General features: G+C 39.6%; 26 protein-coding genes. 24 read left to right on the top strand and 2 right to left on the bottom strand.

What is annotated here, in order from left to right; all coding sequences use genetic code 11:
- Positions 1-23 precede the first annotated feature (23 nt).
- The 23 genes from nusA (at position 24) to AOR04_RS05595 (ending at position 23914) form a co-directional block, all read left to right on the top strand.
- Positions 24-1523 carry a transcription termination factor NusA gene (nusA, locus tag AOR04_RS05485; RefSeq protein ID WP_007378504.1) on the top strand — a complete coding sequence of 500 codons (1500 nt, stop codon included), beginning with the start codon at positions 24-26 and terminating at the stop codon, positions 1521-1523.
- A gap of 25 nt (positions 1524-1548) precedes the next feature.
- The gene (gene infB, locus AOR04_RS05490; RefSeq protein ID WP_007378503.1) at positions 1549-4209 is read left to right on the top strand and encodes a translation initiation factor IF-2; all 2661 of its coding nucleotides are present in this window, start codon (positions 1549-1551) and stop codon (positions 4207-4209) included.
- A 158-nt stretch (positions 4210-4367) separates the two neighbouring features.
- Positions 4368-4853 (top strand): 30S ribosome-binding factor RbfA, encoded by a 486-nt coding sequence (gene rbfA, locus AOR04_RS05495; protein ID WP_007378502.1) that lies wholly within the window; start codon positions 4368-4370, stop codon positions 4851-4853.
- Positions 4837-5796 (top strand): tRNA pseudouridine(55) synthase TruB, encoded by a 960-nt coding sequence (gene truB / locus AOR04_RS05500; RefSeq protein ID WP_033028531.1) that lies wholly within the window; start codon positions 4837-4839, stop codon positions 5794-5796. The genes rbfA and truB overlap by 17 nt, the downstream gene beginning before the upstream one ends.
- 153 nt (positions 5797-5949) lie before the next feature.
- Positions 5950-6219, top strand: coding sequence for a 30S ribosomal protein S15 (gene rpsO / locus AOR04_RS05505; protein WP_002958490.1), 270 nt, complete (start codon positions 5950-5952; stop codon positions 6217-6219).
- A gap of 395 nt (positions 6220-6614) precedes the next feature.
- Positions 6615-8741: a polyribonucleotide nucleotidyltransferase gene (gene pnp, locus AOR04_RS05510; RefSeq protein WP_096792730.1), complete on the top strand. Its 2127-nt coding sequence runs from the start codon at positions 6615-6617 to the stop codon at positions 8739-8741.
- Positions 8742-9022: 281 nt separating this feature from the next.
- Entirely contained in the window at positions 9023-9901 is an 879-nt protein-coding gene (gene nlpI / locus AOR04_RS05515) for a lipoprotein NlpI (protein WP_096792731.1), read from the top strand.
- Between the two features lie 10 nt (positions 9902-9911).
- Entirely contained in the window at positions 9912-11063 is a 1152-nt protein-coding gene (locus AOR04_RS05520) for a hypothetical protein (protein ID WP_007378498.1), read from the top strand.
- 216 nt (positions 11064-11279) lie between these two features.
- Positions 11280-14072 carry a monovalent cation/H+ antiporter subunit A gene (locus AOR04_RS05525; protein ID WP_007378497.1) on the top strand — a complete coding sequence of 931 codons (2793 nt, stop codon included), beginning with the start codon at positions 11280-11282 and terminating at the stop codon, positions 14070-14072.
- A complete protein-coding gene (locus AOR04_RS05530; protein WP_010554685.1) occupies positions 14072-14425 on the top strand; it encodes a Na+/H+ antiporter subunit C in 354 nt (117 codons plus the stop codon). Before AOR04_RS05525 ends, AOR04_RS05530 begins: the two co-directional genes overlap by 1 nt.
- Complete coding sequence (locus AOR04_RS05535) at positions 14422-15939, top strand: monovalent cation/H+ antiporter subunit D (protein ID WP_096792732.1); 1518 nt, start codon at positions 14422-14424, stop codon at positions 15937-15939. Before AOR04_RS05530 ends, AOR04_RS05535 begins: the two co-directional genes overlap by 4 nt.
- Positions 15939-16475 (top strand): Na+/H+ antiporter subunit E, encoded by a 537-nt coding sequence (locus AOR04_RS05540; RefSeq protein ID WP_008134633.1) that lies wholly within the window; start codon positions 15939-15941, stop codon positions 16473-16475. The genes AOR04_RS05535 and AOR04_RS05540 overlap by 1 nt, the downstream gene beginning before the upstream one ends.
- The gene (locus AOR04_RS05545) at positions 16469-16738 is read left to right on the top strand and encodes a K+/H+ antiporter subunit F (protein ID WP_007378493.1); all 270 of its coding nucleotides are present in this window, start codon (positions 16469-16471) and stop codon (positions 16736-16738) included. The genes AOR04_RS05540 and AOR04_RS05545 overlap by 7 nt, the downstream gene beginning before the upstream one ends.
- 9 nt (positions 16739-16747) lie before the next feature.
- Positions 16748-17080 carry a Na+/H+ antiporter subunit G gene (locus AOR04_RS05550; protein WP_007378492.1) on the top strand — a complete coding sequence of 111 codons (333 nt, stop codon included), beginning with the start codon at positions 16748-16750 and terminating at the stop codon, positions 17078-17080.
- A gap of 130 nt (positions 17081-17210) precedes the next feature.
- Entirely contained in the window at positions 17211-17708 is a 498-nt protein-coding gene (locus AOR04_RS05555) for a DUF2059 domain-containing protein (protein WP_096792733.1), read from the top strand.
- A 215-nt stretch (positions 17709-17923) separates the two neighbouring features.
- Positions 17924-18367, top strand: coding sequence for a MerR family transcriptional regulator (locus tag AOR04_RS05560; protein ID WP_096792734.1), 444 nt, complete (start codon positions 17924-17926; stop codon positions 18365-18367).
- Positions 18357-20603 (top strand): heavy metal translocating P-type ATPase, encoded by a 2247-nt coding sequence (locus tag AOR04_RS05565; protein ID WP_096792735.1) that lies wholly within the window; start codon positions 18357-18359, stop codon positions 20601-20603. Before AOR04_RS05560 ends, AOR04_RS05565 begins: the two co-directional genes overlap by 11 nt.
- Before the next feature lie 20 nt (positions 20604-20623).
- Positions 20624-20977: a cupredoxin domain-containing protein gene (locus AOR04_RS05570; RefSeq protein ID WP_096792736.1), complete on the top strand. Its 354-nt coding sequence runs from the start codon at positions 20624-20626 to the stop codon at positions 20975-20977.
- A 70-nt stretch (positions 20978-21047) separates the two neighbouring features.
- The gene (locus tag AOR04_RS05575; protein WP_002958506.1) at positions 21048-21263 is read left to right on the top strand and encodes a TIGR02450 family Trp-rich protein; all 216 of its coding nucleotides are present in this window, start codon (positions 21048-21050) and stop codon (positions 21261-21263) included.
- Positions 21264-21861: 598 nt separating this feature from the next.
- Positions 21862-22074 carry an EF-hand domain-containing protein gene (locus tag AOR04_RS05580; RefSeq protein ID WP_002958507.1) on the top strand — a complete coding sequence of 71 codons (213 nt, stop codon included), beginning with the start codon at positions 21862-21864 and terminating at the stop codon, positions 22072-22074.
- A 169-nt stretch (positions 22075-22243) separates the two neighbouring features.
- Positions 22244-22450 (top strand): hypothetical protein, encoded by a 207-nt coding sequence (locus tag AOR04_RS05585; protein WP_007378760.1) that lies wholly within the window; start codon positions 22244-22246, stop codon positions 22448-22450.
- A gap of 80 nt (positions 22451-22530) precedes the next feature.
- Complete coding sequence (locus tag AOR04_RS05590) at positions 22531-22746, top strand: EF-hand domain-containing protein (protein WP_096792737.1); 216 nt, start codon at positions 22531-22533, stop codon at positions 22744-22746.
- A gap of 220 nt (positions 22747-22966) precedes the next feature.
- Entirely contained in the window at positions 22967-23914 is a 948-nt protein-coding gene (locus AOR04_RS05595; RefSeq protein WP_024603579.1) for a PDC sensor domain-containing protein, read from the top strand.
- Between the two features lie 38 nt (positions 23915-23952).
- Here the strand turns inward: AOR04_RS05595 and AOR04_RS05600 are convergent, their stop codons facing one another.
- Entirely contained in the window at positions 23953-25572 is a 1620-nt protein-coding gene (locus AOR04_RS05600) for a M28 family metallopeptidase (RefSeq protein ID WP_096792738.1), read from the bottom strand.
- Positions 25573-25735: 163 nt separating this feature from the next.
- Positions 25736-25975, bottom strand: a complete 240-nt coding sequence (locus AOR04_RS05605) for an RNA recognition motif domain-containing protein (RefSeq protein WP_096792739.1) — start codon at positions 25973-25975, stop codon at positions 25736-25738.
- A gap of 285 nt (positions 25976-26260) precedes the next feature.
- Between AOR04_RS05605 and AOR04_RS21565 the strand changes: the two genes are divergently transcribed.
- Positions 26261-26419, top strand: a complete 159-nt coding sequence (locus tag AOR04_RS21565; protein WP_157770534.1) for a hypothetical protein — start codon at positions 26261-26263, stop codon at positions 26417-26419.
- Positions 26420-26522 lie beyond the last annotated feature (103 nt).

The raw sequence follows: 26522 nt of genomic DNA on the forward strand, positions 1-26522 counted from the left end.
ATAGGGCAAGCGAGGCATTACCCATGGCAAAAGAGATATTATTGGTTGCTGAAGCCGTTTCCAATGAGAAAGCGGTTCCAAAAGAAAAGATTTTTGAAGCTTTAGAGTTCGCATTAGCGACAGCGACAAAGAAAAAGCATGATGGCGAAATTGAAGTACGTGTAGCAATTGACCGTAAGACCGGCGATTACGATACGTTCCGTCGTTGGCAGATTGCAGCAGTATTAGAAGATGGTTCTTTAGAGAACCCATACAGCGAAATTACGTTAGAAGCTGCGCAGGTTGAAGAACCTGATTTGCAGATGGGCGATTACGTTGAAGAGCAAATAGATTCAATTAAATTTGACCGTATAACTACACAAATGGCTAAGCAAGTAATCGTACAAAAAGTACGTGAAGCTGAGCGTGCTTTAGTAGTCGATGCATACAAAGATCAAGTTGGTGAGTTAGTAACCGGTGTTGTTAAAAAAGCAACACGTGATTCTATCGTTCTTGATTTAGGCAATAACGCTGAAGCTGTTATCTACCGTGATGATATGCTTCCACGTGAAAACTTCCGCCCGGGTGACCGTATCCGTGGTCTTTTATACGAAGTTAAGCCTGAAGCTCGCGGCGCACAATTATTTGTAACGCGTTCTAAGCCTGAAATGCTTATGGAGCTATTCCGCATTGAGGTGCCAGAAATTGGCGAAGAAATGATTGAGTTACGTGCAGCTGCGCGTGATCCAGGTTCTCGCGCTAAAATTGCAGTTAAATCTAACGACAAACGCATTGACCCAATTGGTGCATGTGTTGGTATGCGTGGCGCACGTGTTCAGGCTGTATCGTCAGAACTTGGCGGCGAGCGTGTTGATATCGTTCTTTATGACGATAATCCAGCGCAGTTTGTTATTAATGCAATGTCACCTGCAGAAGTTGCTTCAATCGTAATGGATGAAGACACTCACTCAATGGATATTGCAGTTGATGCAGATAACCTAGCGCAAGCGATTGGTCGTAATGGTCAAAATGTTCGTTTAGCAAGCCAACTAACAGGTTGGGAACTAAACGTAATGACTGTTGAAGACATGCGTACTAAAAATGAAGCTGAATCAGATAAGTTGCTTAACTTATTCACTGAAAATTTAGAAATTGATGATGAGTTTGCATCATTACTTATAAATGAAGGTTTCTCGACACTTGAAGAAGTAGCGTACGTACCAGCATCTGAATTTTTAGAAATTGATGGCTTAGACGAAGAAACAGTTGATCTGCTGCGCTCACGTGCAAAAGATGCATTAACAACTAAAGCACTTAAAACGGAAGAAAGCTTAGAAGGCGCAGAGCCGGCTGAAGACTTACTTGCGCTTGAAGGCTTAGAGCGTCACTTAGCATTTGTTATGGCAAGCAAGGGTGTTGTTACACTTGAAGACTTGGCAGAACAAGGTATTGACGAATTAGTTGATATTACAGAACTTTCATCTGAAAAAGCGGGTGAACTAATTATGGCTGCACGAAACATTTGTTGGTTTGCAGACGAGTAATTTATTAACGGAGGTATTACACACTATGGCAGAAGTAAATGTTGAAAAACTAGCCGGCGATATAGGTACAACTGTTGATAAATTGCTACAGCAGTTTTCACAAGCAGGTATCACTAAGCAAGCAACTGATAATGTAACAGAAGCTGAAAAAGCAACGTTACTTGATCATTTAAGCAAGCATCATGGCGGTACAGGTTCAGATGGTCCAGCGCGTATGACTTTACAACGTAAGAGCAAAAGCACATTAAGTGTGACTGGCTCTACGGGTAAAGCTAAAGCTGTTCAAGTTGAAGTTCGCAAAACACGTACGTACGTGAAAAAAAGCGCAATGGAACAAGAACAAGAGCAAGCACGCCTAGCCGCTGAAGAAAAAGTACGTCTTGAAGAGCAGCAAAAAGCTGAGCAAGAAGCCGCAGAATTAAAAGCGAAACAAGAGGCAGAGCGCAAAGCGAAAGAAGACGCTGACCGTAAAGCCAAAGAAGAAGCTAAACGCAAAGCAGATGCAGAGCGTAAAGCGAAACAAAAGCAGATGACCCCAGAGCAAAGTGCTAAGTCTGAGAAAGATCGCATAGAAGCTGAGCGTCTGCAAAAAGAAGCAGAAGAGGCCGCATTGAAGAAAGCTGAAGAAGAAGCGAAACGTCAAGCAGAAGAAGCAAGAAAGCTAGCTGAAGAAAACTCGGCACGCTGGAAGAAAGAAGAAGAAGAGCGTAAGAAACGCGAAGAAACAGCGGATCACCATCTTACGACTTCTACTTACGCACGTGAAGCTGAAGATGTTGCCGATGCTCGTGATGAGCAAGGTACACGCCGTGCTAAGAAAAAGAAAAAAGCGCCAGCAAAAGATAAATTTGCAGCGTCAAGAGGCCGTAACAAGTCTAAGTTAAAAGCACCAGCATCGCTGCAGCATGGTTTCCAAAAACCAACTGTTGATGTTAAAAATGAAGTGCGTATTAGCGAAACAATTACAGTAGCTGAGCTTGCATCACGCATGGCTGTTAAAGGCGCTGAAGTTGTAAAAACAATGATGAAAATGGGTGACATGGTTACCATTAACCAAGTGATTGACCAAGAAGCTGCACAATTAGTTGCAGAAGAAATGGGTCACAAGGTTATCATTGTTAAAGAAAACGAATTAGAGCAAACAGTACTTAATGACCGCCATGAAGATGGTAAGTCAGAGCCACGTGCTCCAGTAGTAACTGTTATGGGTCACGTTGACCACGGTAAAACATCGACTCTTGATTATATTCGCTCTGCAAAAGTTGCTTCAGGCGAAGCCGGTGGTATTACACAGCATATTGGTGCATACCATGTTGATGTAAACGGCAATATGATCACGTTCCTAGATACACCAGGACATGCTGCATTTACATCAATGCGTGCTCGTGGTGCTAAAGCGACAGATATCGTAATCCTAGTGGTTGCAGCAGATGATGGCGTTATGCCACAGACTAAAGAAGCGGTACAGCACGCACGTGCAGCTGGCGTTCCTTTAATCATTGCTGTAAACAAAATGGATAAAGAAGGCGCAGATCCAGATCGCGTTAAAAACGAACTAGCTGTACTTGACGTTATTCCAGAAGAGTGGGGCGGCGATACGCAGTATGTTCATATCTCAGCTAAAACTGGTTTAGGTATTGACGACCTTCTTGAAGCTGTGCTTATGCAATCTGAGCTTTTAGAATTAACTGCACCTACTGAAGGTATGGCTGCAGGTGTTGTTATTGAATCTCGTCTTGATAAAGGCCGTGGTCCAGTAGCATCAGTACTTGTTCAATCTGGTACGCTTAACCAAGGTGACATTGTATTATGTGGTCTTGAGTATGGCCGTGTTCGTGCAATGCGCGATGAAAACGGTAAAGACATTAAATCTGCTGGTCCATCTATTCCAGTTGAGATTTTAGGTCTTTCTGGTATTCCAGCTGCGGGCGACGAAGCGACTGTTGTTAAAGATGAGCGTAAAGCGCGTGAAGTTGCTTTATACCGTCAAGGTAAGTTCCGCGATGTTAAGCTAGCACGTCAGCAAAAAGCTAAGCTTGAAAACATGTTTACTAACATGACTGAAGGCGATGTTTCTGAAGTTAACGTGGTACTTAAAGCAGACGTTCAAGGTTCTATCGAGGCAATCTCTGATTCACTAACTAAGCTTTCTACTGATGAAGTAAAAGTGAAGATTGTTGGTTCAGGTGTTGGTGGTATTACTGAGACTGATGCAACCCTAGCTGCAGCGTCTAACGCAATTGTAGTTGGCTTTAACGTTCGTGCTGATGCTTCTGCTCGTAAAGTGATTGATACTGAAAACTTAGACCTTCGTTATTACAGCGTAATTTATGCCTTAATCGAAGAAGTTAAGCAAGCCATGTCAGGTATGCTAGCGCCAGAGTTTAAACAAGAAATCATTGGTCTTGCTCAAGTTCGTGACGTATTTAAGTCTCCAAAAATTGGCGCAATTGCTGGTTGTATGGTTACTGAAGGTGTTATCAAACGTAGCGCTCCAATCCGTGTACTACGTGAAAACGTGGTTATCTATGAAGGTGAGCTTGAGTCACTTCGTCGCTTTAAAGACGATGTTGCTGATGTTCGTAACGGCATGGAATGTGGTATCGGCGTTAAGAACTACAATGACGTACGTGTTGGTGACCAAATCGAAGTATTTGAAACAGTTGAAGTACAACGTACTCTATAATTGTTACTAGGGTGTATTGAACGCTTAAGGTTAACGCCCGGGCGTTCTACACGCTCTACGCTAAGATTTTAAATGGGGGCTTAGCCCCCATTTGCATATCCATTATTTAGTTAACTTATTATTTAATTTCAATAAGTTATTATTTTAGGACAAGTATAATGAGAGAATTTTCTCGCACTGATCGTGTTGCACAGCAAATCCAAAAAGAAATTGCTGTAATTTTACAACGCGAAATTAAAGATCCACGCTTAGGTATGGTGACAGTGTCAGCGGTAGAAGTATCGCGCGATTTATCTTATGCCAAAATTTTCATTACTGTGTTTAACACACAAGATGAAGATGCAGCAAAGCAAAGCGCAAAAGTACTAAATGAAGCAACGGGTTATATTCGCTCGTTACTTGGTAAGCGTATTCGTGCACGTATAATGCCTGAGTTAAAGTTTGTTGTTGATAACTCATTAATGGAAGGTATGCGTATTTCTAATTTAGTGGATTCTATTATCCGCGAAGATAACGCAAAGCATGTTGATGAAGACGTAGAAAGTGTTGATGCTGATGAAGTTTTAGATAGCGAAGAAAGTACTGAGCACGTAGACGATACAGATAGCGAAGAAGGCACTGATACAGATGGCAAAGCGCAGTAAAGGCCGTGCAGTTGACGGTATTTTGTTGTTAAACAAACCGCAAGGCATTTCATCAAATAAAGCATTACAGCAAGCAAAAGGTGTTTATTTTGCGCAAAAAGCTGGGCACACAGGTGCTTTAGATCCACTTGCTACAGGTATGCTGCCAATTTGTTTTGGTGAAGCGACTAAGTTTACGCAGTTTTTACTCGATACAGATAAAACCTATATCGTTCGTGCACAACTGGGTGAGCGTACAACAACATCAGATTCTGATGGCGAAATTGTTAGCACTAAAGATGTGAACGTAACGCGTGAACAGCTAACAAAAGAAATTGCTGCTTTTGTTGGTGAGTCTGATCAATATCCGTCAATGTACTCGGCACTTAAGTATCAAGGTAGACCGTTATATAAGTACGCTCGCGAAGGTATTGAAGTACCTCGCAAATGCAGAAAAATAAACGTGTTTAGCTTATCGTTTGACGAATTTGATGAACAAAGCAACGTATTACAAATGACGGCTCATGTATCTAAAGGGACGTACATTCGTACAATCGTTGACGATTTAGGCGAAAACCTAGGCTGCGGTGCACACGTTATTATGCTCCACAGAACCGCTGTTGGTCAGTATCCGGCAGATAAAATGGTATCGCTTGATGAAATTGAAGCATTACTTGCTAAAGCGAAAGAAGAAGAGCTTGCGCCTTCGACTTATTTAGACTCGTTGTTATTACCTATAGACACTGCTTTAACTGATTTACCCGTTGTTGAAATCACAAAAGAACAAGGGGGAATTTTTAGTCACGGGCAAGCTGTAGAATTACCAATCGCTTTACCTGATGGTGCAATTAAAGTTGTTGCGGATAATATATTTATTGGTACTGGTGAGCGCAACTCAAATGGACATTTAAAGGTTAAACGTGGTCTTGCTAGCCAGCAAGATGATTACGTAAAGCCGGAATAAGCAACTAATGTGCCCAGTAGTGGCTTATTAGTTGTAGATGGGGATAATTAACTTGTAGTTATTCCCACAGTTGGTAGAATACGCCCGCTTAATCGTTTTGGCTGAATTAGTGATCGGCTAAGACACCTTTTAAATTTAATTTTTGGAGTTACTATGTCACTAAGCAATCAAGAAAAAATCGATATCATTGCTAAATTTGCACGTGCAGAAGGCGATACAGGTTCATCAGAAGTACAAGTAGCATTACTTACTTATGATATCAACAAGCTTCAAGGTCACTTTGCTGATCACAAGCATGACTTCCACTCACGTCGTGGTCTGCTTCGTAAAGTAAGCACTCGCCGTAAACTACTTGATTACCTTAAAGGTAAAGATATCACTAGTTATACTGCACTAATCAAAGAACTTGGCCTACGTCGCTAAGAACTAGATTATAGAAAAAGGAGCTTTTTAGCTCCTTTTTTTGTGCCTGAAATTTGTGTTTTTAAATTAAGAAAATTCTTAAACCTATTGAATTGCAATATAAAACCCCCATTTCATAGCTTACCAAGAGCTATTGTATTTAACCGCTAAATAAGCCCAGCTGAAATCGAGTAGTTAGATTGAACAAATTTCAATCCGCAAAGAACAACACACCCTAGACTCGCATTTTGAAGTAGCTTTGGTATATACTATGCGCGTAGATAAAAAGGTTTATCTACGCTTATCCACATCATTGCCAATTGTAGTACTTAATTGATTTCCAACTGAATACAATTATGTACTGTAATTGGTACTTTGATGACAACTTATTAGAATACATTTAAGGAATATTTTAAGTGCAAGCAATTATTAAAGAATTTCAACTAGGTCAACACACAGTGACACTAGAAACTGGTGCAATCGCTCGTCAAGCAGACGGCGCAGTACTTGCAAGCATTGGCGATACTTCAGTTTTAGTCACTGTTGTTGGTAAGCGTGAAGCACAACCAGGCCAAGACTTTTTTCCACTAACAGTTAACTACCAAGAGCGTATGTATGCTGCTGGTCGTATCCCAGGTGGTTTCTTAAAGCGTGAAGGTCGTCCTAACGATGGCGAAACACTTATTGCACGTCTTATTGACCGTCCAATTCGTCCACTTTTCCCAAGTGGTTTTGTGAACGAAGTACAAGTTATTGCAACCGTTGTGTCTGTTAACCCTGAAATCCAACCTGATATGGTTGCGATGATTGGTACTTCAGCAGCACTTGCTATCTCTGGTATCCCGTTCAGTGGCCCAATTGGTGCAGCTCGTGTTGGTTACATCGATGGCGAATACGTACTTAACCCTACATTAAAAGAACTTGAAGAAAGCCAACTTGATTTAGTGGTAGCCGGTACTGATAAAGCGGTACTTATGGTTGAGTCAGAAGCTAATGTACTTGCTGAAGACGTAATGCTTGGTGCTGTTGTATACGGTCATGAGCAATCTCAAGCGATCATCACTGCAATCGAAGAATTTAAAGCGCAAGCAGGCAAGCCTACTTGGGATTGGACTGCACCTGAGAAAAATGTTGCACTTGAAGATAAAGTAGCAACTATCGCTGCTGATAAAGTAGGCGCAGCTTACTTAATCACTGATAAAGTAGCGCGTAAAGAAGCACTTGGCGAAGCGAAGGATGAAGTTGTTGCAGTATTAACAGCTGAACTTGCTGAAGGCGAGTCTTTAGACAAGCAAGAAATTGGCAAAATCTTCGGTTCACTTGAGAAGAAAATCGTTCGTGGCCGTATCGCTGCTGGCGAAAAACGTATCGATGGTCGTGAACCAGATATGATTCGTGCACTAGACGTAATGACTGGCGTATTACCGCGTACTCACGGTTCTGCTATCTTTACTCGTGGCGAAACTCAGGCATTAGTAACAGCGACACTTGGTACAGAACGTGATTCACAGTTAATCGACGATTTAACGGGTACTCATAAAAATCACTTTATGCTTAACTATAACTTCCCTCCATTCTGTGTTGGTGAAACTGGTTTTGTTGGTTCTCCTAAGCGTCGTGAAATCGGCCATGGTAACCTTGCTAAGCGTGGTATTTCAGCTGTAATGCCTACACTTACTGAGTTCCCTTACTCAATCCGTGTAGTATCTGAAATTACTGAATCAAACGGTTCTTCTTCAATGGCGTCTGTTTGTGGTACTTCTCTAGCACTTATGAACGCGGGTGTACCAATTAAAGCATCTGTTGCCGGTATTGCGATGGGTCTAGTTAAAGAAGACGATAAATTCGTTGTTCTTTCTGACATTTTAGGTGATGAAGATCACTTAGGTGACATGGACTTTAAAGTTGCCGGTACTGCTGCGGGTATTACTGCACTTCAAATGGATATCAAAATCGAAGGTATCACTCAAGAAATCATGCAAATTGCGCTTAAACAAGCAAAAGCTGCACGTTTACATATCTTAGAAGTGATGGATGAAGCGATTTCTGCTCCTTCTGAAGAGCTATCAATGTTTGCTCCTCGCATATACACAATGAAAATCCCACAGAAGAAAATCGCTGAAGTTATTGGTAAAGGTGGAGCAACTATTCGTCAGCTTACTGAAGAAACTGGTACAACGATTGAAATCGGTGACGACGGTACAATTAAAATTGCCGCTACAGATGGCGAAAGTGCAGCTAATGCGATTAGCCGTATTGAGCAATTAACAGCTGAACTTGAAGTAGGTACTATCTACGAAGGTAAAGTTGTACGTATCGTAGACTTCGGTGCGTTTGTAAACATTCTTCCTGGTAAAGATGGTCTAGTACATATTTCTCAAATTAGTACTGAGCGCGTTAATAACGTGGCTGATCACCTTTCTGAAGGTCAAGAAGTTAAAGTTAAAGTACTAGAAGTAGATCGCCAAGGCCGTGTACGTCTAAGTATTAAAGAAGCAATGGAATCAGCAGCACCTGCAGCTGACGCGCCAACTGACGCGTAATTGCTAATACTTCATCCAGATATTTACTGGATAATATAAAAGAGGGGCTGTTTAGCCCCTTTTTTTATGCTTTAATGAGGCTAATTAAATTTAAACAAAGATTATTCAAGGAAGCTAAATTACTCATAAATAGTGTTCAAATTTAAAAGTGACAAACTCACAACATAATTTTACCTAATTACTGAGCAGTTTACCTAGAGCAATAATAGTTCATCATTTGCTATGAACCTATTGAGACATCGTCTGTCATATTGCTACCTATCTTGGTATTAAGGATTTTAATGATACTCAAACATTTAGCTTTGGCATCTTTCGCTATTTTGTCTTTAAGCGCTTGCCAAACTACAACAGAATCAGAACCAACCCCGATTGTTAATGTGCCATTTACTGCACCTTTGGCCTCTGACTTTAGAAGTGAAATTGCTATTGCACGCTACTCAGAGTTATTGAATAGAGCAGATTTAAGCCCTGATCAACAAGCGAAGTTATATTATGACCGTGGTGTGTTATTTGATAGTTTAGGCATGACTACGCTGTCGCGTATTGATTTTAACCGCGCTGTAAAACTTAAGCCTGATTTAGCTGAAGTATATAATTTTTTGGGTATTCAACATACGCTAATGCAACAATATGAAAAAGCTTATGAATTTTTTGATTCGGCCCTTGAGCTTGATGAAGATCACGAATACGCCTATTTAAATCGAGGTATTGCACTTTATTATGGTGATAGGTCTGGTATTGCTAAAACCGATTTTAGTGCATTTTTAGCTCGCTCTCCAAATGACCCTTATCGTGTATTATGGGTTTATTTAGCAGATGCTAAGGTAAATAAGGAGCAAGCTCTTGTTGAACTTAAAACGAATGCAACAGCACTTGACGATTCACAATGGGCGTTTCAACTAATTTCGCTTTTTGCAGGTGATATGAGCGAGCATGCTTTTTTATCTGGCATTAGTGAGGGTGTTAAGTCGGAACAAGAATATGCTCAGCGTTTATGTGAAGCTTATTTTTACTTAGCTAAATTGCATCAGGCTGCTGGTGATAAATACTTAGCCGCTGATTATTTTAGATTAGCTCTAGCAACTAATATACATGAGTTTATTGAGTATAAATATGCACGTTTAGAACTTGAGTTAATGGCTGGTGACGACGCAAGTTAAGGCATTAAAATTGGCAGGTGTATTACTGTGTAGCCTTTTAATAACAGGCTCTGGTAATCACCTTGACGCGATTGGCTTTTGGCATGTTTTGAACACAAAGGCCAGTGTGTTAAAAGTCTATAGACGCTTCCCTAATTATTTTGCGGTTCATTTACCGCAACTACCAGATACCTCCCTTGCTATATTGGCTAGAAATCACATTCCCTCTGCACAATATGCTTATTCAATAAGACTTTTAAATAATAACGACAGTGATACGGCTAAACAATTTTGGTTGGCAGGTATAAATAAATTAAATGCAATTGAGCGTAAAGAGTTAGCTGTTCAGTTATTAGCTCAATCACGTTGGGATGATTTAAAGCTGTTAGCCGATATAAAGCAGTTACCAGAAGGGGATGTTTTTAATCACCTCAGGTTGCATTTATCTATAGCGGAAAATAATATACCGCGTGAATTTATACAAAATTTGGGTTTTTCTTTTTTAGAGGATATTGATGAGCCTAAAAAGCACTGTATGTTTAATGTAATTGTAATGAGCGATCACCGAAATGGTTTATATAAATTAGGTGACTTTATAACTACATACAATCGGCAGCCAGAGCCACGCGAAAATATATTTTGTTTTTCAAAGCCCGTTTATGTTGCGACTGCGCTCAATTGTAAAAGTAATATCAATAATGCTGCGCAATGTGATTGGCAGGCCTCTAGATTTAAAAATGAGCTTCTTAGCAATTATGATTTTTTAGTAATGATGCCAAAGCATGGCACTGCAAATGTCAGTAAAGGCAAAATGCTTATTAACTCACAGGCAAACTACAGTATATTTTTACACGAACTTATGCACTTTAACCGTTTTGAGGATGAGTATACTTTGCCTATATCAAAACAAGCATGGTTGTGCGCACAAAGTGGGTTTGTAGCACCAAATTTATATATTACACATGGTGAACCTGCACCAGAAGGTTGGCATAAAAGTGAAAGTTGTCAACAAGGAGGTATTGCTTATAAACCAAGTGAAAAGTGGTCTATTATGCAGTATCAACAATTAGGGCTCTCAACGCAATACAGGGAACTTTGGTTGAAGTATTTAGATATGACTAAGGGGGACTTCTACCGTCACTCAGATGAGCTTACGTCTATAAATAAGGCTATATTAAATTAACAATCGTCAGCAATGCTATATTGATTTTTTAGCTTGAAAAAATTGTTAGTTTTTGTTTTGAAAACATTCATATAACCCCGCTTTATATAGACAAAATTAGTGTTTTTCAGTATAACTATAACTATTAATGTCGTTAAAAAACAGGCAGTAAAAGCATCACTTAATCCTAAAAGAGTGACGCCCTGATAAACTTATGATTATAAAAGGCCCTACATTATGACTTTGCTCTGGATACCCTTGTTATCCTTAATTGGCAGTGTTATTTCTGCATGCACAGGTAAGTTATCCCGCAATTTAAGCACTAGTTTAACGGCTCTCGCGCCTTTGACGGCTTTGGGGATTACTCTATACCATGCACCTGCAGTTTTAGCGGGCGAAACCATTCGTTATTCATTAGCTTGGATCCCGTCAATAGGACTCGATTTATCTCTGCGGTTAGATGGCCTCAGTTTATTGTTTATGTTTATGATTTTAGGCATAGGCTTGCTCGTTATCCTCTACACGCGTTACTACCTAAGCGCTAACGATTCAATGGCCAAGTTATATAGTTACTTAATGCTATTTATGACTGCAATGCTTGGTATTGTTATGTCTAACAACGTCATTCAACTGTGGTTGTTTTGGGAATTAACCAGCATCAGCTCATTTTTATTAATTAGCTTTTGGTGGCATAAGTCCGAAGCACGCAAGGGCGCGCGCATGGCGCTTGCTGTGACTGGTGCTGGCGGTTTAGCATTACTTGCTGGCTTAATGTTATTGAGTGATATTGTTGGTAGTTATGACTTAGATGTTATTCTAGCGAGTAAAGCAATAATTCAATCTCACGATTTATACGAAGTAGCATTGGTATTGGTGCTATTGGGTGCATTTACTAAATCGGCACAATTTCCATTTCATTTTTGGCTTCCTCATGCAATGGCTGCACCTACGCCAGTGAGCGCGTATTTACATTCTGCAACTATGGTAAAAGCCGGTATATTTTTGTTAGCACGTTTTCACCCTGCTTTAGCCGGCACCGATACGTGGTTCTTGCTCGTTGGGTTAACGGGTTTAGCTACGCTGTTGTTTGGTGCTTATATAGCATTATTCAAACATGACTTAAAAGGCTTGTTAGCCTATTCAACAATAAGCCATTTGGGTTTAATAACGCTGTTACTCGGGCTTGATACTGAGCTTGCAACTGTTGCGGCAATATTCCACATCATTAACCATGCCACGTTTAAAGCGTCGTTATTTATGGCCGTTGGTATTATTGATCACGAAACAGGCACGCGCGATATGCGTAAATTAAATGGTATGTGGCGATACTTACCATACACTGCAACGCTTGCGATGGTCGCGGCGGCTGCAATGGCGGGTGTACCATTACTTAATGGGTTCTTATCTAAAGAAATGTTTTTTGCAGAAACGCTGCATCAGCAAGTACTTGGTTCTATGTCGTGGCTAATACCAGTACTGGCAACTGTTGCAGGCGCATTTGCGGTTGCGTATTCCGCACGCTTTATTCACGATGTGTTTTTTAACGGTGATCCAATTAATTTACCACGAATACCTCATGAACCACCACGTTATATGCGTGTACCAATAGAGATACTCGTTGTCATTTGTTTATTAGTAGGGATGTTTCCGCACTTTGCAATTGATGGCATCTTATCTGCGGCATCCTTAGCTGTATTAGGGCAAAAAATGCCACATTACGAATTAGCTATTTGGCATGGATTTAACTTACCTTTACTTATGAGTGCAATGGCTGTTGTTGGCGGCTTATTTATTTATGTTAATCGTAAATATCTATTTCAATTTCAAGCATCGTTACCACCTCTAAACGCTAAAAAAACGTTTGAACGTGTAATATTAAGCGTTATTGCTTGGTGTCAGTCAAAGGTAAGCAGTACAGAAAATGGATCGCTGCAGCGCTACCTTGTAATTATGTTAGCGGTAGTATTACTGTGTGCGGGTTGGCCATTATTTGAAATGCAACAACTTGCCGGTAGCATGCCACTTACGCCTGTTGATGTGCACAATGCAATTGGTGCAGGCTTATTAATTATTGGTGCTCTTGCCACCGTTATTTGGCATCGCTCTCGAATGGTATCGTTGTTAATGCTCTCAATTGTGGGGTTAATGGTGTCGGTTGTATTTACACGTTTTTCTGCTCCAGATTTAGCGCTTACGCAGCTAACCGTTGAAGTGGTTACTATTATTTTACTTATGCTGGCATTGTTTTTCTTGCCCCAACATACGCCAAAAGAATCAAGTTCATTACGTGTACTTCGAGATTTAGCAATAGCCTCTACGTTAGGTGTAGTTATAGCAAGTATTTGTTACGCGTTACTCACACGCCCATTAGATTCAATCTCAGACTTCTTTATTGCTAACGCTAAAATTGGTGGCGGTGGTACTAACGTAGTTAACGTTATTTTGGTCGACTTTAGGGGCTTTGATACGCTTGGAGAAATTACCGTATTAGGCATTGCCGCATTAGGTATATTTAAAGTACTTTCTCGAATTCCATTATTTATGCCTGCAAGTGACAGCGAAGGCCGCCCATGGGCTAAAGAACGTCATCCAATATTATTGGCGAGTATTTCACAAAGTTTATTACCGCTTGCGTTGTTGGTGTCGGCGTATATTTTCTTACGAGGGCATAACTTACCTGGTGGTGGCTTTATTGCAGGACTGGTAACGTCAATCGCGTTTATTTTACAATATATGGCGCATGGTACGGCATGGATAAACGAACGTTTTGATGTTAATTATCGTAAAATCATAGCTTCAGGCATTGGTATTTCACTGTTTACAGGTGTGGGTAGCTGGTTCTTTGATAAGCCATTTTTAACAACCTGGTTTGACTACTTTGATATTCCGTTTGTCGGTAAAACAGAGCTTGCCAGCGCGATTGCATTTGACCTAGGTGTCTACTTAACGGTTGTAGGCGCTACGTTAATGATTTTAGCAAGCTTAGGTAATATGACGGCAGATACCCAGAAAAAAGAGGTAAATATTTAATGGAATTATTGTACGCATCTTGCGTTGGAGTATTGGTCAGTTGCGGTGTGTTTTTACTGCTAAGAGCTCGTACGTTCCCTGTAGTACTTGGGCTTACTATGATTTCATATGCTGTTAACTTATTTTTGTTTTCAGCAGGTCGTCTTACTATTAATAAAGCGGTAGTACTTGGTACTGGTACAGAATACGCCGATCCTCTACCTCAAGCTTTAGTGCTTACAGCTATTGTTATTGGTTTTGCGATGACCGCATTCGTGGTTATTTTGGCAATACGTGGACGCGCCGATTTAGGTAGCGACCATGTTGATGGTTATGTGCCTAATACCTCAGCAGATAACAAGGAGCAAAAATGATCCAACATTTAGCTTCGCTACCTATTTTATTACCTATGCTTACGGCCGTTATTTTATTACTGCCACCATGTGGTAAAAGCGTTAAAATACGCCGCTTAGTTTCAATTGTAATGGCAATAGCTACTTTTGCCATTAGTGTGCTTTTACTTGTACATGTTAATAATACGGGTATGAACGTTTACGCTATTGGTAATTGGTCTGCACCATTTGGAATAGTCTTAGTAGCCGATATGTTGTCTACTTTATTGGTTACGTTAACTTCATTTTTAGGTTTGGGCGCTATTTTATATGGTAGTGCTGGCGATGATGAAAAAGGCAGCTTTTATCACCCACTTGTTCACTTTTTGATATTAGGTGTAAATGGCGCGTTTTTAACTGGCGATTTATTTAACCTATTTGTATTTTTTGAAGTGCTACTGATTGCATCATATGCATTGTTAATGCACGCAGGTGATAAACAAAACACCCGTGCGGCACTGCAATATGTAATATTAAATTTAGTTGGCTCAAGCGTATTTTTAATCGGTTTGGGTATTTTGTACGGTGTACTTGGTACGCTTAATATTGCAGATATGGCGCAAAAAGTATCACAGCTTTCGGGCGATGATGTATACCTAGCAAAAGCAGGTGGTTTATTATTACTCATTGTATTTGCTTTAAAGGCCGCACTATTACCTCTGCATTTATGGCTTCCAAATACGTATTCAAGCGCTAAACCTGTAGTTGCTGCATTGTTTGCGATTATGACCAAAGTAGGCGTTTACGCCATGCTTCGTGTTTACACGGTGATATTTGGCGAACAAGCCGGAGCGCTTGAACATATGGCGCAGCCTTGGCTTTGGGGCTTAGCAATTGCCACCATTATAGTGGGTGCCATTGGTGTTATGGCAGCGCAAGATTTACGTAAACTAACGGCTAACTTAGTATTAGTATCGGTAGGTACGTTGGTTGCGCTAATTGCATTGCAAAATGTAAATGCCACTGCTGCACTTTTATATTATTTAGTGCATTCAACACTTGTTAGTGCCGCTCTATTTTTACTAGCAGACTTAGTTTCAATCCAGCGCGGTAAAGTTGGCGATAGGCTTGTGGCGGGTCGCTCTGTTAAACAGCCATTTTTATTAGGTGTGTGCTTTATTATTGCGGCTTTAACGGTAGTTGGTATGCCGCCACTATCAGGCTTTGTAGGTAAAATTTGGATACTTAAAGCGACATTAAACAGTGAGCAAGCTTTACTATTTTGGCCAGTATATTTAGTAACAAGTTTTGCGTTGTTAGTAGCGCTTTCGCGCGCTGGCACAACCTTGTTCTGGGAGCATAAAAGTAAAAATAGTGAAAATGCTGAGTGTGTAAATGCGAACCCATTGCAAGTAATTGTAATTATAGGTTTACTTGCGTGTTCACCATTATTAGTAATTTTTGGCGGGCCCATTAGTGAATATATGCTGGGTGCTGCTGTGCAGTTACATGACATAAGCGGCGGCATTAATGCTGTACTTAAAGGAGGCATGTGATGAGATTACAAGCCCGTTTTCGTTGGTTACCAACGCCATTTCGTAGCTTATTTTTGTTTATGGTTTGGCTATTGTTAAATAATAGCGTGTCGGTAGGGCACTTAGTATTAGCGACTATTTTTGCAATACTTATCCCGATATTAAGTTTTTCGCTTCGCGAGCCTCAGCCGCTAATTTTAAAGCCGGGCTTGGCTCTCAAGCAGTTGCTTATTGTGCTGTACGATATTGTTGTAGCAAATTTACAAGTGGCTTTACTTATACTTGGGCCATCTAAAAATTTGCGTCCGGCCTTTATAAAAGTACCGATAGATTTAACCCATGATATGCCAATTACTATATTGGCCAGTTGTGTATCGCTTACACCTGGTACTGTGAGTGCAGAGGTTTACCCAATTGCTGAATCGTTACTTGAGGGTGAAGAGCCAACGCAACGCTACTTATTAATACATGTGCTTGATCTTAAAGATGAACAAGCACTTATCAAACAAATAAAACAACGCTACGAAGCTCCACTAAAGGAGATATTTCAATGTTAGATACTGTATTACTCATTGTTTTTTCGATGATTGGCTTATCATTATTACTTAATTTATGGCGATTGATCATCGGTCCGTCAGTGCCTGACCGTGTTTTAGCGCTCGATACTATGTACATTAACGTCATCGCACTGATTATTTTATACAGTATTAGTATGGATACAGGGCTTTATTTTGAAGCTGCACTGCTTATTGCTATGCTCGGTTTTATAAGTACAGTTGCAGTGTGTAAGTATTTACTACGTGGCGATATAATTGAATAAGGTGAAAACATGATCAGCGAATGGGTTGTATCAATATTATTGTTATTTGGTGGTACGTTTATTTTAATTGGCTCAATAGGCTTAATTAAACTACCTGACTTTTTTATGCGTTTGCATGGACCAACTAAAGCAACCACGTTGGGCATGGCGAGTATGTTAATTGCTGCTATGGTTTATTTTGCAAATTCAGGGCATGGCCTAAGTGTTAAAGAAATACTCATTACTATATTTTTACTAATTACGGCACCGATTAGTGGCTACATGCTAATAAAGTCAGCTATTCATCATAAGCTAAAAGCCAAAGAAGGCACTAAAGGCCTAGATAATGTAGAAGACGATTAGCATAAAAATATATTTATAAAAGGCCGAATAAATTTATTTTATTCGGCCTTTTTAATGATTACTTGTACCCTTTACAATACAAATTATTCATGTGACCATAAGTCCATTATTTATATGAAAGGATATTATTATGGGTAAGGTACTACTTTTATCATTACTGATTTTTTCTAGTAGTTTGTATGCTGAACAAAATTCTAAGCAGCAAAAAATAGATGAACTCATTAATGTAATGAACATGGATGCAATGGTTGATTCTATGTACGGCCAGGTTGAAGGTATGATGAAAGGCATGTCAGACCAAATGGGCGTTAAGCCTTCTGAACAGGCTATTTTTGATAAATACTACGGCGACATGACAACGGTATTAAAAACCGAAATGAGCTGGGCTAAAATGCAGCCAATGATGATTAGCGTGTACGACAAACATTTTAGTGAGCAAGAAATTGCCGATATGTTAGCATTTTATAAAACAGATACAGGGCAAAAAATACTTGAAAAAATGCCTGTTGTAATGCAAGAGTCTATGCAAATGTCACAAAGCTTAATGAAAGATGCTATGCCAAAAATTCAAGATATAGCAGGCAAGCTAAGCGAAGAGCTAAAAGCCTCACGCGAGCATGTTAACTAGAGACTGTTGATATTTGCTGGTTAAATTTAACCTTTAAAGAACAATAGATTCAATACTTTTACCTCTGTTATTTAAGCGCTCTAGCCAGAGCGCTTTCACTTTTTCGCTAAATCAGTTTCAGTAAATTTAAATTATGCTTTAATGCTCCTCTCTATTGACCTGTGTGTTGCACATAGGTTTATTATTGATCTATTGAAATTCCACGGGGCTAAATTATGTATGTTAAACAACTTGCCAAGTTAATGGGCGTGACTGCCGATACTGTTCGTCATTACACACGTATTGGGTTACTTAATCCAATACGCAGTGAAGAAAATGGCTATCAAGAATATACAAAGCAAGACCAGCAACGGTTAAAGTTTATTATTAGTGCGCGTCAACTTGGTTTTTCACTCAAAGATATTCAACACATTATAGGCGAGTCAGAGCAGGGGAATTGTCCTTGTCCGTTAACACGTAAACTCATTACTAAACGCCTAGAAGAAACCGAAGCACTATTTCAAGAAACATTAAAACTACGAAACAGAATGCATGCAGCTCTGAAGCAATGGGATACATTAGCCGATGGTGCAAATGCCAGTGACGTGTGTAGTTTAATAGAATCTTTTGTTGATCCAATAAACGATTCTGCAAATAAGGAGCAGCGTAATGACGACTAATACAAAAGACACCGCGCAAAACTTTATTATTGAAGGTGCTAATTGCGGCAGTTGTGTGGCTAAAATTGAAAAAGCCCTTAATAGCGTGCAAGGCGCGAAAAACGTAGAAATGAACTTTGCACAGCGTACTGTACGTGTAGAAGGTAAAGCCTGTGAAAGCACGCTTATTAAAGCAGTCGAAAACATTGGTTATTCAGCTAAGCCAATGAGTAACGAGTCTGATCAAGATGCACTTGATGAAAAAGCAAAGTCGGACGCGGCACATTATAAAAAGCTAATGCGTAATATGATATTAGCGTTAGGGGTCGGTGCGCCGTTAATGATATACGGGCTTATTTTTGACATGAGTGTGACCACCGACACACAACGAATAGCCTGGTTTTTAGTGGGTATAGTCACGCTTGTGGTTATGGCTATATCAGGTAAGCAATTTTACAACGGTGCTTGGCAGGCATTCAAAAACCATGCTGCCAATATGGATACATTAATAGCGCTTGGTACAGGTACTGCGTGGTTGTATTCAATGTTTGTGGTAATAGCACCAAACTTATTACCACAAGTTGCAAGACACGTATATTTTGAAGCATCATCGATGATCATCGGTTTAATTAGTTTAGGGCTCGCTTTTGAAGTAAAAGCACGTGGGCGCACCTCACAAGCAATTAAACGCTTAATTGGCCTGCAACCAAAAACTGCACGCGTAATTCGCGATGGGCAAGAGCAAGACATCGACATGAGTGATGTTGTAAAAAATGATGAAGTACGCGTACGCCCGGGTGAAAAAATCCCTGTGGATGGCGATGTTATTGAAGGCAGCAGTACGGTTGATGAGTCAATGCTTACTGGTGAGCCAATGGCCGTCCGCAAAAAAACGGGCGATAAAGTCGTTGCCGGAAGTATTAATAAAAGTGGCACTTTATTATTTAAAGCCACGCACATTGGTAGCGAAACCACACTTGCCAATATTATCAATATGGTAAAGCGTGCACAAAACTCTAAGCCATCAATAGGGCGCTTAGCTGATGTTATATCAGGAATATTTGTACCAACAGTCATGATTATTGCGGTGCTTGCAGGCCTTGCATGGTTAAACTTCGGACCTGAGCCATCAATTGCTTATGCCGTTGTTGCGGTTACCACTGTACTTATTATTGCTTGTCCTTGTGCGCTAGGACTCGCAACCCCTATGTCGGTTATGGTGGGTATTGGTAAAGCTGCAGAGTCAGGAATATTAATTCGAAATGGTGAGTCGCTGCAAACAACATCTAAAATCACTACCATGATTTTAGATAAAACAGGCACTATTACCCAAGGCACACCGCAAGTTACCGATGTAGTTACCTTTAATAACAGTGATGAAAATACAGTAATGCAACGTGTTGCAAGCCTTGAAAGTAGCTCAGAGCATCCACTGGCCCAAGCAATTACGGCACACGCTAAAAAGCAGGGCTTAACTTTAAGTAAAGTAGCTGACTTTAACGCAATTACAGGTAAAGGTGTAACTGGCAGTGTTGACGGGCAAACATTGTTGTTTGGCAATAAAGCGCTAATGGATAAATACGATGTAGCCGTTGATGATGCAACCGAGCAAGCTCAAACACTTGCCAGTGATGCTAAAACGCCCATGTATTTTGCAAGTAATAATAAGCTCCACGCTATTATAGCAGTAGCAGATCCTATTAAAGAGGATTCAGTTGAAGCTATTAAACGCCTGCAAGATAAAGGTATCCACCTAGTTATGCTAACAGGTGACAACAAAGCCACAGCACAAGCCGTTGCTAAGCAAGTTGGTATTGATGATTTTATTGCAGAAGTAATGCCCGATGATAAAGTAAACGAAGTAACAAAGCGCCAAGCAAACGGTGAAATAGTGGGTATGACAGGTGATGGTATTAACGATGCCCCTGCACTTGCGCAAGCGGATGTAGGGTTTGCAATTGGCACAGGTACCGATGTTGCAATAGAAAGTGCAGACATTACCTTAATGCGTGCTTCGTTACATGGCCTTGCTGATGCAATTGCAGTGAGTAGTGCAACTATTTTAAATATTAAACAAAACCTATTTGGTGCCTTTATTTATAACGTGGCGGGTATTCCGATTGCAGCCGGCGTGTTGTATCCATTTTTTGGCATACTACTTAACCCTGTTGTTGCAGGTGCAGCTATGGCACTTTCATCGCTAACAGTGGTAAGTAACGCTAATCGCTTACGTTTTTTCAAACCAAATAAATCGTAATTTAAGCTAAGGAGTACATTATGTTGATGATTAATATAGGTGGTGCACTGTTAATAGCCGCAATTATTTATTGGTTTTGGCTATACAAACCAGAGCAAACAAAAAGTGATGATAACAAAGTAACGATAGTCGTTGATAACGGTGTTTATAAGCCAGGACACATTAAAGTGGCAGTCAACAAAGAGGTTGTACTTACCTTTGACAGAAAAGACAGCGCGCCGTGCGCCGAAACCGTGGTATTTCCACAGCTTGATATAAGTAAAACGCTGGCAATGGGTGATGGCAATACAGTTAAACTACCCGCGCTTGAAGCCGGTGAGTATGACTTTCATTGCCAAATGCAAATGTACAAAGGCAAGCTAGTTGCAGAGTAATCTGAACTAAGTAGGTGTTGGGGTCGTATAGTTGCCTTATGTAAGTTACGAGTAGGAGTCGCTATATTAAATGAATAAATTAAACCCTAAAAAATTATTGAATAGTAAATGGACCGCAACACCTGCTATAAATAAAGAAAAACACTTCATTATTGTTGAGGTGGAATTTGATGAAGATGGCAACGTAATTGAATGTATTACCGAGGCTGTTATGTCAAAAAATCAATATCCAATTAGTTGGCGAGATTTAAAAGATAACCAAAAGTGGCTGCAAGGGTGGAAGTAGTTTAAATCTATATAATTTACCTCACTCCAATAGCGGCACACGATATAGGTTTGCTTAATTTAAGCAAACCTATATTTTACAATGCATTAAATTATGAGTTGAATGCTACAACTTAGCTTTAGCATTGAAACCTTCCTAAATAAATTCGCCATTTGGCAACAAAACAGTTAATTTCAAAATATCCTTCCAAAATTTTTATAATAAATCTCAAAAAATAATGTAACTTACTGATTAAAAATAAATTAATTATTTAGTAGCCGAAAATAAATCCTATGTCATTTCCATGTTCATATTCAGTTTATTTTGAAGGCTAACCTAAACGCCCCCTTTATTGGCTTTTTAGCCAAAGTGTGTCTTTTTAATTAAGCTTAACCAATTGATTTATAATGGTTTATTCTTTTTAGTCAAATGGCTGTTGCTAAATAGCAACAATAACACCTCCCCAAATTAAGCTTTTCTCGCTTTATATCATTTAACTCATTGTTTTTAAATAATAAATAAAAAGTGGCACCGAAGTTGTAATACCAAGAGTGTATTAAGCAAAACGTGATGAAAGCCAAAGGCCTTAATCGCAATAACCCAATGAAGGAATACTATTATGAAAACATTTCAATCAACATTAGTACTAATGGCGCTAGCTTCTTCATCAGCGGCTTTTGCAGCAACAGATTTTGATACGCTAGACGTAGATGGTAATGGCGCAATCAGCCAAGCCGAAGCTTCAGTAGATGCTGAGCTTTTAAGCAAGTTTAATGAACTCGATACAAACCAAGATGGTGAGCTATCTGAAGATGAGTTTTCTAAGGCCTAAAATTAAAGCCTTAAACAGTTAATGCTCTGTAATGTTATCTAAATTCTGAGTTGCCAAAGACAACCTAAGTAGGCAAGGGAGCCTACTAAAAAGAATAACCAGGAAGTGACTAGAGAGCACTATAGAGCAAATTTATTTAGGACACCGCATACTTTTGAAGGATTAAATTATGAAAAAGCTACAATCAACATTTGTACTTATGGCTATTGTTTCTTCGTCAGTAGTATTTGCAAACACAGACTTTGAAACACGCGATGCAGACGACAACGCCTCAATTAGTCGCTCTGAAGAATCGGCGCAAGTGATAGAGCAATTTGACGAGCTGAATGTTCAAAGTAGCGGTGGCCCGACAGAAAATGATTTTTTTGAATATTAATTTATAGACACTTTACCCCTAAAGGATCTTGGAAAAGGACTTCTTACCCCTAATCAGGCTCAAAGCCTAAGGAAACGATTATGAAAACATTACACAAAACTTTAGCACTTGTAGCCCTTGCTTCTTCTTCAGCGGCGTTTGCTGCGGTAGATTTTGATTCTTTTGATACAGATGGCGACGGCGTAATTAATAAAACAGAAGCCCAAGTAAACTCGCAACTAGTACAGCTTTTTGATCAATTAGATGCAGATGGAAATGGCGAGTTATCTAAAGAAGAGTTTTCGAAGGTTCAGTAATAAGCTCTATGTAGAACCTTACCAGTCATACTCACAAAGCAGCTAAGTAATTAATACTTAGCTGCTTTTTTGTGCATTTAATTTAATATATTACTTTTTAGTCACCAAAGTGGTGCAAAACTTGAGTTTGAATAGTGTCAAGTTACTGATTATTAAGTTATTTTATTGTTGGTTTTAAACTTGCAAATCTATTTATAACTTAGGTTAATGAGTATTTAAAATGGCGCGAATGAGTTATATCAGTAGTGTTGAGCGCTACCACGAATATGAGCATGTAATACACAGTTTACTTGAATCTATTTTAATGAGTATTGAGGACGGATTAACCAAAGAGCGTGATACCCGCTACCTGATTAAGCAGTACCCATTTTTAGAATTACAATATTGTTTAAATGCAGAAGGTTTGCAGCAGGGTAATAATGTCTGCTTTAAACGCGCATACAGCAAAAAACTAGGTGAAAGTGGTAATCAACAAGATTTAAGCGAGCGACCCTATTTTTTGAACGCTAAAGCAAGTGATAAAGTGTGCTTTACTGATCCCTACATTTCTATAGCGACTAACCATTTATGTATATCGGCGATTAAAGAGCTAAAAAAACCAATTAATAATCAGCATTACTTGGTCGTTGATGTGAGCTTAACGCAGCTTATTGAGTTTGTAATGGGTGATACTGCGCGCGCTAATATGTCGCCTTACTTCAAAGCAGGTTACGGTATTATTGTGGCGTGCTTATTTTGCTTAGTATTATTTTTATTGAATATCGTTTTTAGTGATATATACGCGCTATTAACCCATGTAGATACCTCATCAGACCCACTTGAGCCTTTTAGTATCATTATTTACATCACTTTGGCACTAGCAGTGTTTGATTTAGGTAAAACAATACTCGAAGAAGAAATCCTTATGCATAAGGATATTTTTAGGCACTCGTCTACGCGGCGCACTATTACACGGTTTATCTCTACTGTGTTGATTGCTATATCAATTGAGGCGCTGTTAACTATGTTTAAAGCGGCGTTGGGGCAATCGGAATATTTAATGCCTGCGATAGCGATGATGCTGGCAGTGGTAGGGCTTTTAATTGCACTGGCTATTTATGTTTATTTAGGGGCAAAGGCCGAAACGCTATTAATGCGCGCTCGTTTAAAACAAAAATCCTCCAAGTAGGAGGATTTTTATATTACATAACTCTATTTAATAGCTATTTATTGCTTATCTTGCGCGCGCTTGGCTTTAAAGTCAGACTCGCTCGTCCACTTTGGCCAATCGCCATTATTTGCAAGCTGTGTGGCTATATCAACAATAAGATCTATATCTTGCTTAACACCACCTAACGACCAATCAGCTGAGTAGTCGTCTGCTTCTTTATGGTATTTATGCGCAATGTACTCAGGATCGGTATCACCCAGACTCATAAATAATAAACTAGGCACGCCTTGCTTAGAAAGCGAGAAATGATCTGATCTAAAAAACAAGCCATTTTGCGGGCGAGGATCCATTTTAACAAAACGGCCTTGTGATTTTGCAGCTTTTGCTAAATAGTTTTCCATTGTCGATAAATCTTTACCGTATTGTAAAATGTAGTCAGTGCCATCAAGCACGTTCATGCCATCAATATTTAATAGACCGACCATTTGTTTTGTAGGTACAACCGCACCCGATGCAAATTCTTCAGAGCCAATTAACCCCGTTTCTTCTGCTGTAAAGTTAGCAAAAATAATTGAGCGTTTAAATGGCTTTTGCTTGTTCTTTTTACTCATTATACGTGCTATTTCAAGCGTGGCTGCAGTGCCTGAAGCGTTATCTACCGCGCCGTTATAAATCTTAGGGCCGGTGTCAGTTTGTTTAGTACCAAAGTGGTCCCAGTGAGCGCTAATAACAACGTATTCGTCAGGCGATTCGCTTCCTGTAATTTGTGCAACTACATTATGTGATTTGGCATGTGACACTTCGTTTTTAAAGGCAAGGTTTGCTTTTAAGTTAAGTGGCGTCGCTTTAAAGTCGTCATTTAATGCTGCTTGTTTTAAATCTTGATAGTTAAGCTTTGCGGCGTTAAACATTTTCTCAGTCGCATCAATTGTTAGCCAGCCCATAACCGGTAATTTTGACGCGTTTAAGTTGTTATCCATTAACGTGTATTTAGTGCCGGTGTTTGAACTTTCAACTACGCCCCAAGGATATGCCGCAGGGGCTGTTTCATGAACAATAAATACAGCCTTTGCACCTTGGCGAGCCGCTTCTTCATATTTATAAGTCCAGCGACCGTAGTAGGTCATTGCATTACCAGTAAAAAGCGTATCGTTTTGAGTCGCAAAGCCTGGGTCGTTAACTAGCACAACCACTGTTTTACCCGTTACATCAATATTTTTATAGTCATTCCAGTTATATTCTGGCGCATTAATACCGTAGCCCGCAAATACAACGTCAGAGCTTCTTACATCAATTAATGGCTGAAGTTGCTCGGTACGTGCGGTAAAGTCTTTACCTGATTCAAAGCTCAAATCACCTACCTTTAACTGCATATTCTGATTAGCTGTCACCATTGCCATTTTTACAGGCTGTAAGTATTTGCCTTTATAAGCGCCGGTTAACCCCAGCGCTTTGTATTGCTCGCTTAAATAGCCAACGGTTTTCACTTCACCATGAGTTAGCGGGCCTCGGCCTTGAAAGTCATCAGAGGCTAGCGTTTTAATATGCTGTTTAATATTGCTAAGGCTTACACCTGCTGTATTTTCTAATGGAGTTTGTTCGCTTGCAGGCTCTGAGCAGCCAAAGAGTGCAACTAGCAGGCTTAGGCTAGCGCTTTTTAAAAGAGTAGATGCCATAGTCTTCATATTGTTATTTAAATAGGCTTTCAATATAAAGGAAGCACCGCAGCGATGTCGAATTTTTATAGAGAACTTTTCATTCAATTGCAGATTAACTATCAGTCATTAGTAAAAAACCAGCGCAAGCTGGTTCTTTTAACTTTAAGTAATAAATTATTACTTAAGCATCCGCTAATTTCACGCGGATCTTACTTTTATCAACAGTAGATTGGTTAAGTGTAGTAATTGCGCTTTTACTTTCAATGTCGTTTGGCATTTCTACAAAGGCAAAACCTTTAGATTGGCCAGTTTCTTTATCAAGTACCAAGTTACAGGTAGTCACTTTACCGTGCTCTGCAAATAAAGTACGAAGCTCATGCTCAGTGGTAGCACGAGACAAGTTACGAACTAATAGTTTCATATTTAACCTAAATAATGGGTTCAGTAATGATTATCTCAAGTAAACGCCGATTGACCTAACGATAAATTGCGAACAGTAAAAATAGTATAAACTTAAGAGCTTAGTTTTGTAGTAAAGGGCGACTAAATGAATACGGTAATTACAGTTAGCAGTAGTGACAGCCGTTTATCAGTAATAGCGAAAAACAGATGCGCTCGGTTATATCAAGCATATTAGCATAATCCCGGGGCTAAATATTATTCACTAAAGGTTTTTGCGTGCATTTTAATGCCACTGATTGCGTGCATGAACGATACACTAAACAATTATTTTGTTGAGCTTGGAATACCTGCAGCTGCATTTTTAGATATTCCGCTAAGCCATTTTTCTTTTGAGAATGCTCTACTGGCTAAGCCTACTTTAGCGAGTGCTAATATCAGCCATGCAATTTTGTTAAGTTCGTAGTTTCACATGCAGCGTGCGCCTTATATATTTAACCATGTGCTGCCAACATTAAATCTAACTTTAGTCAGTGCTAAGGCACCATTACCAAGTATTAAATTAGTGG

It is taken from the genome of Pseudoalteromonas sp. 1_2015MBL_MicDiv, from assembly GCF_002407505.1.
Classification (GTDB): Bacteria; Pseudomonadota; Gammaproteobacteria; order Enterobacterales; family Alteromonadaceae; genus Pseudoalteromonas; species Pseudoalteromonas fuliginea.

Excerpts from the sequence above, each read along its gene's own strand:
- nusA (WP_007378504.1), top strand. The coding sequence starts at position 24 with ATGGCAAAAGAGATATTATTGGTTGCTGAAGCCGTTTCCAATGAGAAA.
- AOR04_RS05580 (WP_002958507.1), top strand. The coding sequence starts at position 21,862 with ATGAAAACATTTCAATCAACATTAGTACTAATGGCGCTAGCTTCTTCA.
- nlpI (WP_096792731.1), top strand. The coding sequence starts at position 9,023 with ATGATACTCAAACATTTAGCTTTGGCATCTTTCGCTATTTTGTCTTTA.
- AOR04_RS05535 (WP_096792732.1), top strand. The coding sequence starts at position 14,422 with ATGATCCAACATTTAGCTTCGCTACCTATTTTATTACCTATGCTTACG.
- infB (WP_007378503.1), top strand. The coding sequence starts at position 1,549 with ATGGCAGAAGTAAATGTTGAAAAACTAGCCGGCGATATAGGTACAACT.
- AOR04_RS05585 (WP_007378760.1), top strand. The coding sequence starts at position 22,244 with ATGAAAAAGCTACAATCAACATTTGTACTTATGGCTATTGTTTCTTCG.
- AOR04_RS05555 (WP_096792733.1), top strand. The coding sequence starts at position 17,211 with ATGGGTAAGGTACTACTTTTATCATTACTGATTTTTTCTAGTAGTTTG.
- AOR04_RS05570 (WP_096792736.1), top strand. The coding sequence starts at position 20,624 with ATGTTGATGATTAATATAGGTGGTGCACTGTTAATAGCCGCAATTATT.
- AOR04_RS05525 (WP_007378497.1), top strand. The coding sequence starts at position 11,280 with ATGACTTTGCTCTGGATACCCTTGTTATCCTTAATTGGCAGTGTTATT.
- AOR04_RS05565 (WP_096792735.1), top strand. The coding sequence starts at position 18,357 with ATGACGACTAATACAAAAGACACCGCGCAAAACTTTATTATTGAAGGT.
- AOR04_RS21565 (WP_157770534.1), top strand. The coding sequence starts at position 26,261 with ATGAACGATACACTAAACAATTATTTTGTTGAGCTTGGAATACCTGCA.
- AOR04_RS05550 (WP_007378492.1), top strand. The coding sequence starts at position 16,748 with ATGATCAGCGAATGGGTTGTATCAATATTATTGTTATTTGGTGGTACG.
- AOR04_RS05540 (WP_008134633.1), top strand. The coding sequence starts at position 15,939 with ATGAGATTACAAGCCCGTTTTCGTTGGTTACCAACGCCATTTCGTAGC.
- AOR04_RS05545 (WP_007378493.1), top strand. The coding sequence starts at position 16,469 with ATGTTAGATACTGTATTACTCATTGTTTTTTCGATGATTGGCTTATCA.
- truB (WP_033028531.1), top strand. The coding sequence starts at position 4,837 with ATGGCAAAGCGCAGTAAAGGCCGTGCAGTTGACGGTATTTTGTTGTTA.
- AOR04_RS05560 (WP_096792734.1), top strand. The coding sequence starts at position 17,924 with ATGTATGTTAAACAACTTGCCAAGTTAATGGGCGTGACTGCCGATACT.
- AOR04_RS05575 (WP_002958506.1), top strand. The coding sequence starts at position 21,048 with ATGAATAAATTAAACCCTAAAAAATTATTGAATAGTAAATGGACCGCA.
- AOR04_RS05590 (WP_096792737.1), top strand. The coding sequence starts at position 22,531 with ATGAAAACATTACACAAAACTTTAGCACTTGTAGCCCTTGCTTCTTCT.
- AOR04_RS05605 (WP_096792739.1), bottom strand. The coding sequence starts at position 25,975 with ATGAAACTATTAGTTCGTAACTTGTCTCGTGCTACCACTGAGCATGAG.
- rpsO (WP_002958490.1), top strand. The coding sequence starts at position 5,950 with ATGTCACTAAGCAATCAAGAAAAAATCGATATCATTGCTAAATTTGCA.
- AOR04_RS05600 (WP_096792738.1), bottom strand. The coding sequence starts at position 25,572 with ATGGCATCTACTCTTTTAAAAAGCGCTAGCCTAAGCCTGCTAGTTGCA.
- rbfA (WP_007378502.1), top strand. The coding sequence starts at position 4,368 with ATGAGAGAATTTTCTCGCACTGATCGTGTTGCACAGCAAATCCAAAAA.
- AOR04_RS05530 (WP_010554685.1), top strand. The coding sequence starts at position 14,072 with ATGGAATTATTGTACGCATCTTGCGTTGGAGTATTGGTCAGTTGCGGT.
- AOR04_RS05595 (WP_024603579.1), top strand. The coding sequence starts at position 22,967 with ATGGCGCGAATGAGTTATATCAGTAGTGTTGAGCGCTACCACGAATAT.